This window comes from Kitasatospora sp. NPDC058444, assembly GCF_042721415.1.
Classification (GTDB): domain Bacteria; phylum Actinomycetota; class Actinomycetes; order Streptomycetales; family Streptomycetaceae; genus Kitasatospora.
Window position 1 is genome coordinate 44,005 of the sequence record NZ_JBHXLL010000058.1, and the last position, 8,656, is coordinate 52,660.

Sequence of the window (8,656 nt, forward strand, 5' to 3'; positions counted from 1 at the left end):
CCGCCCTGGAACGGGGTTCCCGGACGTAGGGCCCGTCCTGTCGGGCGGCGCTCCCGGGGCACGGCCCGACGATGAGCGACCCCCGACGCCGCGGCTCAGCGGGTCCCGACCGCGGCGCGGACGGCGCGGCGGGCGAGCGCCGCGTCGTCGTAGAGCCGGCGGATCATGATCCGCTGCTCCTCGCCGGCACCCGGCACGTCGTACAGCCGGATCTCCCGCATGAGCACCAGCACGAGGTTCACCAGGAAGGCGTCCCGGGCCATCGTGCCGCCGCTCTGGGCGAGTTGGCTGATCTGGCGGCGTGCCGCGGTGTCCCCGGACAGGACGCTCCAGAGCACGGCCAGGTCGTAGCCGGGCAGGTACCAGCCGGCCTGCTCCCAGTCGACCAGCACGGGGCCGGACGGCGCCAGCAGCATGTTGCTGAGCAGGGCGTCGCCGTGGCAGAGCTGGAGCGGGGTGTTGCCGAGGCCGTGCAGCAGGCCGCGCAGGTCGCCGGCGTCCCGGTCGGTGAGCTGGCCCACCGAGTGGTAGCGGGCGATCTCCACCTGGTAGTCCAGGCGCGGCTGGAAGACGTCGGTCGGCGGCCGCCACAGGTTCAGCGTGCGGACGGTGTTGAGCAGCGCCCGCACCTCGCCCGGCGTGGGCGCGTTGACCGGGTGCCGCTCGCGGGCGGCCGGGCGGCCGGGGACGCGCTCCAAGACCAGTACGCAGCGGTCGTGGTCGGCGGCGACCAGCCGGGGCAGCCGCACCGGCGGGCGGTGCCGGACGAACGCCCGGTAGACCGCCACCTCGTGGTGGAAGTCGGCCACCAGCTGCTCGAAGTACGCACTCCGCACCGCCTGCGGCGCCAGGCACTTGGCGACCACCGGAGCCCGCCCGATGGTGCCGGCCACCAGGATGTGGCGGCTGCCCTCACGCAGGACCTGGCGCGGGGTGAACGCGGGACATATCCGCGAGATGCCGGCGAGCGCCGCCCGGACCGCCGGGGTCTGGAGCGCCGAGGGGTCGATCCGCTCGGGGCCGCCGGGCCGCCGGGCCCGCAGCACCTGGCCGTCGGCCTGCCGGGCCAGCGGCATCCGGCCACCGGCGGGCAGGGCGGTCTCGGGGGCGCGCAGCCCGAGCGCGGTACGGCCGGCGGGGCCCAGTGCCGTGCGGCCGGTCGGGACGACCCGGGGGTCCGTGACCCGGCCCTCGGCGCCGCGCGGGGCCGAGGGCCGGCTCGCCGGGGGCAGCGCCTTGGGGCCGGTGCGGCCGGCGGCTGCGGTGGGGGGGCGCAGCGCGGGGCGGGTCGCGGTGGGTGTGGGGGTCGTCGCTGAGGAGTACATGGGCTGAGGGTGGTCCCTTCCGGTCCGTCGGCGGGTGCTGCCCCGCGGGGGCGGGGGAGGGCCGGTGCCGTGTGCTTCCTGGCGTGACGGCGGCCCTGCGGGTGGTGCGGTACGTCGGATGGTGCGGTACGTCGGATGGTGCGGTGGGTGGTGCACGGGCGCCGGGCACGGACGCGGGGTCAGGAACCCCTGTTCGACGGTGCTCCGGCCGTCCGCACCCTGGGGAATGCGGTCGGCCGGACTGCCGTGGCCGTGCCCGGCGCTCCCGCGCCACCCGGCCGCGCCACCCCCTCGGGTGAGGGCAGGGAGCGCCCCGTGTCACCGTCGGGGGACAGCCCCGACGCTGGTGGGACGCCGCCCGACCCGGGGGGCGAGGTGACGCACCTCTACAACACACCCGTCGGGCACTGGCTTAGTAGTCTGGCGGGCCCTGGCGAACGGTGGCGAATGCTCGCCTGGCACTTGCCAGAGCCTCTAGCCTCGGATCAGCCGAGGAACCTGGGGGCTTCATTGAGCAGGGAACCCAACACCCGACTGGCCGATCTGTTCGTCCTGACCGGATGGTCGAAGGGCGAGCTGGCGCGGCTGGTCAACCGTCGGGGTGCCGCGATGGGTCAGCTGCAGCTGTCCACCGACACGTCGAGGGTACGGCGTTGGATCGAGCAGGGGGAGATCCCGCGCGATCCGGTGCCGAGGGTGCTGGCGGCCGTGTTCACGGAGCGGCTCGGCCGTGTCGTCACCACTGAGGACCTCGGTCTGGAACGACACCGGCCCACCAGGTCCGGAGCGGACACGTCCGGAGCAGTGCCGTGGTCGCCGGATCGAACAGCCGCGGTCCTCACCGAGTTCACGGGAATGGACCTCATGCTGAACCGACGTGGATTGGTGGGCGCCGGAGCCGCGCTCACGGCCGGGGCGGTCATCGCCGACTCGCTGAAGGGCTGGCTGGGAGGGGACGCGGTCGCGTACGCGGCCTCCGTCCCCGGGCCGCGACAGGTGGTCACCGGGAGCGGTGTGCACCCGGTGGTGGACGTGTACGACGCGGGCCCGGTCGGGCTCGACGAGGTGGAGTCGCTGGAGCACTCGGTGAAGGTGTTCCGGGCCTGGGACGCCGCCCGCGGTGGAGGCTTGCAGCGCAAGGCGGTGGTCGGCCAACTGAACGAGGTCGGCGGGCTGTTGACGCACCGGCACGCGCCCGCGGTGGAGCAGCGGCTGTGGCTGGTCGCGGCCAATCTGGCCGTGCTGGCGGGCTGGATGTCGCACGACGTGGGCCTGGAGCCCACCGCCCAGAAGTACTTCATGATGGCGGCGGACGCGGCCAAGGAGGCCGGCGACCGGCCGCGGGCGGGTGAGGCGCTCTCCCGCGCCGCGCGGCAGATGGTGCACCTGGGCCGGGCCGACGACGCGCTCGACCTGATGGCGGCGGCCAAGGCGACCGGCGGGCGGCTGACGCCCAGAACGCGCGCCATGCTCAACACCGTCGAGGCGTGGGCGCACGCCTCGCTCGGGCACTCCCAGGACACCTACCGGCTGCTCGGGGAGGCCGAGGACCTGTTCGGCGAGGAGGCACCGGAGCCGCCGCCCTCGTGGATGCAGGTGTTCGACGAAGCCGAACTGCGCGGCATGCAGGCCCTGGTGCTGCGCACGTTGTCCGAGCACGACCGGGCGGCCGCCGCCGAGGCCCGCAGGCACGCGGAGCGGGTGATCACCCTGCGGGAGGGCACCGGGCAGCTGCGGTCGGCGCTGTTCGACCGGATCACCCTGGCCTCGGTGCACCTGATGACCGGTGAGCCGGACGCGGCGCGGTTCCAGGCCAAGATGGTGCTGAACCTGATCGGCCAGAACTCCTCGCACCGGACCTGGGACCGGCTGCGGGAGATGTACCGGCTGACCGCGCAGTACCGGGGGCTGCCGGTGGTGGACGAGCTGCGGGAGGAACTGGGCCGGGAGCTGCGGGCGGCGGACGCCAAGAACCGGCGGCGGCTGACCTGACGGGTTCCCGCGTCGCCGCCGCGGGGGGTGCGGGCCGTCGGTCGGTCGGCTCGGAGCGGCGGGCGCCGGGTCGGTTCGTTGGTCGGTCGGTCGGTCGGTCGGTCGGTCGGCTCAGCGCGGCGGGGCCGGGCGGAGCAGCATGTGCAGTGCGACGACGGTGCCGTCCGTGCCGAGGACGGGTTCGCTCGCGCACTCGACGCCGTCGTGCCGTCCGTCGGGACGGCGGACCCGCAGGGTGCCGGCGGCATGGCGGCCGTGCACCAGGGCGTCGGTCATCATCCGCCGCAGCAGCGGCCGGTCCGTTTCGGGGAGGCGGTCGGGCAGCCGGTCGAGGCTGAGCGGGCCGTGTTCCGGGTCGCAGCGGAGGAGGAGGTAGGTCTCCGGGCTCCAGTGGATCCCGTCGGTGAGCAGGTCCCATGCGGCGGAGCCGATCAGACCGCCGTCGATTCCGTCGTGGTCGCGGCCGTTGTCGAGGAAGGGGCCGGATGGCTCCTGCGCCGTGCCGTCCACTCTGCCGTCCGTTCCGCTGTCGGCGTCGCCCGCGCCGGGGGCGTCTCCGCTGCCGCCGTCCTCGCCCACGGTGCGGGGCGCGTCGGCGGTGGCGCCGCTCACCATGCCGCTCCCGCCCGTCGGGGCACCGCCCACCGTGGTGGCGCCCGGCGGGCGGGTGGCGCCTAAGGGCATGTTCATGGCGGACCCATCGCTCGGTACGGCCCGCGGGGTGCGGGCCGTTCGGACAGTGAGAAGACTGTCGCACAGCGTCGTCACCCTTGTGGGCGATTTGGACAGAACACGGGCAAGATTCCGCTGGCATATGCCACTGTGGCCGGAGCCGTCGTCGCCCTGTGTGCGGACGGGGGCCCGAGGCGGTAACCTTCGGTGATTCCGGCGCCCGGGCGCCCACCGCAGTACCGACCAGAGACCCCGGCGACGGAAATCCCGTTGCCACTACGACCGCCGCAACGGATGCTGACCTCATGTTCGAGCCAGTGATAGCACCCAGTGCCAGCCTCCTAGGCCTCCTTCAGCGAGGCCGTGGTGACGGGCAGCTCCACGCGCTGGCCGCCGACCGTGCCGAGGCCATCGCCGCGCTGGAGGAGTGCGTCACCAGGGACCCGCGAGCCGACTGGCAGGTCGAGAGTCGGTCCCTCTACTACGCGCGCATCTACATGGACCTGGAAGCCCCCCTGGAGGGCATCGAGGACCACCTCCACTCCGCCGAGGACCTGGTCACCGACGACGAGAGCCGCACCGGCCTCGCCCTTTCCGTCCTGGGCCACCTCGCCGCGTACGGCCGGCGCGACGCGCTGCTGATGCTGCGCGAGTACGCCGCCACCGGCGCCAACTGGGCCTGGGCCCTCGACGAGCTCGCCCTGCGCGACGACGACCGCGGCCTGCTGCTGCTCGGCACCGCCGTGCTGGACCGCTTCGCGCCGGGCCCCGAGGGCGACGCCGAGCTGCGGGAGTTCATCCGCAACGCGTACGAGCCCCGGCCCTGGCGGCTGTGGGCGGCCTATCACCCCAGAGTGGCCGCGGCCAGCGAACAGTCACCCTTCGACCTGTGGCAACGCCAGATCAACCGCAGCGGCGTCACCCCCGGTTGGTCCACCGCCGACGTGCTGGCCTGGGCCGACCAGGGTGAGCTCGGCGGCCTCGGGGCCGGGGCCTTCCTCGGCCGGCCCGACGACCGCCCGGAGCCCGCACGCGGCCCCGACACGCCCTCCGGCCCCGACGTGGTGGACCGCCGTGCCGCCGCGGCCGCCCGCTGCCTGACCGCCGTGGTCCGGCCCGAGGACCGCCCGCTGCTGCTCGAAGCGGCGCGCGACGGCCTGCCCGGCGCCCGCCGGGCCGCCCTGCGCCACCTGGTCGACCAGCGCGACCCGGCCGCCGTCGAGCTGATCGAGGCCGCCGCGGCGGACGTGGACGACCGGATCGTCCGGGCCGCCCTGGAACTCCTCGGCCGGATGCGCGGCCCCGAGGTGCTGGTACACGCCCGCCGCTGGGCCGACCCGGCCACCGGCGGCGCCGACAGCGCGCTCGGTGAGGCCGCCGTCCAGCTGCTCGCCGACGCCGGGGAACCGGTCGACGCGCCGCTGGTGGTGGCGGGGCTGCGCCGCTGGATCTCCGTGCGCGGGGTCAGCGGTACCGGCCTCGGGTCGCTGGTGGACGGTGCGGGGCGGCTGGCCGCCGCCGACGCCGTGCCGGTCCTGCGCCACATCTACGGGGAGGCCGCCTCCTCCGAACTGCGCGGACGTGCCGCCCAGGCGCTGGCCGCGACCGACGTGCACTTCCCCGAGGGGCCCGCCGTCGAGTGCCTCTGGGACTGCGAGGAGTCCACGCGCGAGCTCGCCGCGCGCCATGTCGCCACCACGGGCGACGCGCGTGTGCTGGAGCGGTTGCGCAGGCTCGCCGCCGATCCGGCCGAGGAGGCCGAGGTCCACGCCGCCGTACGCGGCAGACTGACCGCCGCCCGGGAGCCCGGGCGTTAGGGGTCTGCCGTCGACAGGCCCGGGTCCTCAACGTTCAGTGGGCCGGGACACCGTGAAGGTGTCCCGGCCCACTCGTTTTCGCGGGTCCGCGTTTCTGAAACCGGGTTCTCGTTCGACCGGTTCCGGTCGGGCTCGGTCCGGTCGACCCGGGTCCGGTTCGGCCCGGTTCCGCATCCGTTCGGTGCTACTTCACCGCGCCCGCGTCCGGGGTCAGGACGCCGCCGATGACCAGTCCGATGATCAGGACGCCGAGCAGGACCCGGTAGACCACGAACGGCATGAAGCTGTGGCTCGAGATGTACTTCAGGAACCAGGCGATCGCCGCGTAGCCGACCACGAAGGCGATCAGGGTGGCCAGGATGGTCGGCCCCCAGGCCGGCGCCGGACCCTCACCGATCTTGAACAGCTCCAGCGCTCCCGAGGCGAGCACCGCCGGGATGGCGAGCAGGAACGAGTAGCGGGCCGCCGCCTCCCGGCTGTAGCCGAGCAGCAGGCCCGCGCTGATGGTGCCACCGGAGCGGGACACGCCCGGGATCAGCGCCAGCGCCTGGGCGAGGCCGTAGATGCCCGCGTGCGGCAGCGTGAGGTCGGTGATCGGACGGGCGTGGCGGACGGCCCGGGTGCGGTCGGCGAAGGCCAGGATCAGGCCGAAGACGATCAGTGTGGTGCCGATGATCCGCAGGTCGCGCAGGTGGGTCTCGATGGTGTCCTGGAACAGCTTGCCCAGGATGCCGATCGGCAGGGTGCCGATGATCACGAACCAGCCCATCCGCGCGTCCGGGTCCGATCGCAGCGCCGGCCGGAACAGGGACAGCACCCAGGTCTTGATGATCGAGGCGATGTCCCGGCGGAAGTAGATCAGCACCGCCGTCTCGGTGCCGAGCTGGGTGACGGCCGTGAAGGCCGCACCCGGGTCGTCCCAGCCCAGCAGGGCGGAGAAGACCCGCAGGTGGGCGCTGGAGGAGATCGGCAGGAACTCGGTGAGCCCCTGGATCAGGCCGAGGACGGCCCCGTGGAACCATTCGATCACCGGGCACCCGCCGGGGATATCCGTCGGGCGTGGGGCAGGGGCGGCATGGGCGGGTCCTTGCGGGTCGGAAGGGCGGGCGGGGCCGCCGTGACCCGCCCGGCCCGCGGGCCGCGCGCGAGCCCGGCGCGCGGCTGATGGTACGGGGTGAAGGTGACGGTTCTTTGTTCACCCTTTGTTCCGGCTTTGCGCACAGGCCCACCGCCGGTCCACCGCCGTCCCACCGCCGGCCGGGAACCGGGTACATCGGCCGGGAACCGGCCCTGGGCGGGGCCTAGAGCACCGGCCGTGCCCGGACCCAGGTGCGGTCCGCGGTCAGGTAGCGCTCGACCACCAGGTCGGCCTCCGCGAGCGCCTGCTCGAACGCCTCCGTGCTGAGCGGGCGGGACAGGAAGGTCTGCGTCCAAGTGCCGTCCGGGAACACGTACTCGAAGCGCACGGAGTTGACGCCGTCGCCGACCGGCGTGGCCGAGACCAGCCGGGCCCGAGCGTCCGGGCCGATCACGCTCTCCCGCGGGACGGTCCGGTGCCAGTCCTCGCCCTCGCGCTGCACCAGCACACAGCCGTCCTCGGTGACGTGCCGGCGGCAGGTCTCCAGCAGGCCCCGGCGGACCGTCACATCACCGGCGTGCACCAGGAAGGAGGCGAGCATGACGACGTCGAAGCGCTCGCCGAGGTCCAGCTCCTCGATCGGGCTGCGCACCGTGCGGATGTCCGCACGGACCCGGGCCAGCATGTCGGGGGACTCGTCCACGGCCGTCACGGCGAACCCGCGGTCGGTCAGCGGGTGCGTCATCCGGCCGACGCCGCAGCCGAGTTCGAGGATGCGCGCGCCGGGCGGCACCGCGGCCTCGATCACGTCCGGGGCGTCGCCCACGGGGAGGCGGCTCCACACCTCGACGGCGCAGCCGTCCGGGCTGATCGCGCCCTCGCCCGTTCCGTCGTAGCCCGTGCGTCGTTCGTCCGCTGCCATGCCGTTCATCGGATCACGGACGGGTGCGCGGGGGGAAGAGGGCGCCGGAAAGGGATTGTCGGATACCCCATGGGGGTATATGTTCGACAGCGACGGAGCGAGGGAAGCGGCGCCGAACAGGGCGCCGGGGCACGTGGAGGACGACATGGCACAGCCTGCGCAGCACGAGCACCACGAGCACCACGGGAACGGCGGGCACCACGGGCACGACCACGGCGGTCACCACGACCACCGGGTGCACGGCGGCCACCAGCAGGCCCACGGCGGTGGCGGAGTCGACTGGCGGACGGCCGCGCAGGCGACCCTGCACTGCCTCACCGGGTGCGCCATCGGAGAGGTCCTGGGCATGGTGCTGGGCACCGCCTTCGGCCTGCACAACGGCGCGACCGTGGTGCTCTCGATCCTGCTGGCCTTCGTCTTCGGCTACGCGCTGACCATGCGCGGCGTGCTGAAGGCCGGCCTCGACGTCGGCGCCGCCGTCAAGGTCGCGCTGGCCGCCGACACCGTCTCGATCCTGGTGATGGAGCTGATCGACAACACCGTGATGGTCACCGTCCCGGGGGCGATGGACGCGGGCCTCGGGGACCTGCTGTTCTGGGTGGCGCTGGCGGGTTCGCTGGCCCTGGCGTTCGCGCTGACCGTCCCGGTCAACAAGTGGATGATCGGCCGGGGCCGCGGCCATGCCGTGGTGCACGCCTACCACCAGCACTGACCCCGTCCGGGGCACCGGAACCTCTCGCCTGCGGCCCGGGGCGGCCCGGGGACGCTGGCGGCCGGGGCGGGGGCGGTGGGGCCCCCCCCCGCCCCCGGGTACCCGCCGCGGGGGGGGGGGGGGCCGCCGGGGAATGGG

Annotated in this window: 7 protein-coding genes; 3 read left to right on the forward strand and 4 right to left on the reverse strand. The window is 74.2% G+C overall.

Going from position 1 to position 8,656, the window contains the following annotated elements:
- Positions 1-95: 95 nt before the first annotated feature.
- Positions 96-1,076 (reverse strand): aminoglycoside phosphotransferase family protein, encoded by a 981-nt coding sequence (locus ACFWP2_RS36100; protein WP_380459683.1) that lies wholly within the window; start codon positions 1,074-1,076, stop codon positions 96-98.
- Positions 1,077-1,835: 759 nt separating this feature from the next.
- On the opposite strand from ACFWP2_RS36100, the gene ACFWP2_RS36105 reads away from it, so the two are divergent.
- Positions 1,836-3,317 carry a hypothetical protein gene (locus tag ACFWP2_RS36105; protein ID WP_380459669.1) on the forward strand — a complete coding sequence of 494 codons (1,482 nt, stop codon included), beginning with the start codon at positions 1,836-1,838 and terminating at the stop codon, positions 3,315-3,317.
- Positions 3,318-3,428: 111 nt separating this feature from the next.
- Here the strand turns inward: ACFWP2_RS36105 and ACFWP2_RS36110 are convergent, their stop codons facing one another.
- Entirely contained in the window at positions 3,429-4,007 is a 579-nt protein-coding gene (locus ACFWP2_RS36110; RefSeq protein WP_380459671.1) for a hypothetical protein, read from the reverse strand.
- Positions 4,008-4,294: 287 nt separating this feature from the next.
- Here ACFWP2_RS36110 and ACFWP2_RS36115 point away from each other — a divergent pair, with 287 nt between their 5' ends.
- On the forward strand, positions 4,295-5,806 hold the full coding sequence (locus tag ACFWP2_RS36115; RefSeq protein WP_380459673.1) for a HEAT repeat domain-containing protein: 1,512 nt from the start codon (positions 4,295-4,297) through the stop codon (positions 5,804-5,806).
- Between the two features lie 184 nt (positions 5,807-5,990).
- Here the strand turns inward: ACFWP2_RS36115 and ACFWP2_RS36120 are convergent, their stop codons facing one another.
- Positions 5,991-6,833 carry an undecaprenyl-diphosphate phosphatase gene (locus ACFWP2_RS36120; protein ID WP_380459685.1) on the reverse strand — a complete coding sequence of 281 codons (843 nt, stop codon included), beginning with the start codon at positions 6,831-6,833 and terminating at the stop codon, positions 5,991-5,993.
- A gap of 274 nt (positions 6,834-7,107) precedes the next feature.
- Positions 7,108-7,806 (reverse strand): class I SAM-dependent methyltransferase, encoded by a 699-nt coding sequence (locus ACFWP2_RS36125; RefSeq protein ID WP_380459675.1) that lies wholly within the window; start codon positions 7,804-7,806, stop codon positions 7,108-7,110.
- A 145-nt stretch (positions 7,807-7,951) separates the two neighbouring features.
- Between ACFWP2_RS36125 and ACFWP2_RS36130 the strand changes: the two genes are divergently transcribed.
- On the forward strand, positions 7,952-8,518 hold the full coding sequence (locus ACFWP2_RS36130) for a DUF4396 domain-containing protein (protein ID WP_380459677.1): 567 nt from the start codon (positions 7,952-7,954) through the stop codon (positions 8,516-8,518).
- Positions 8,519-8,656: the final 138 nt, after the last annotated feature.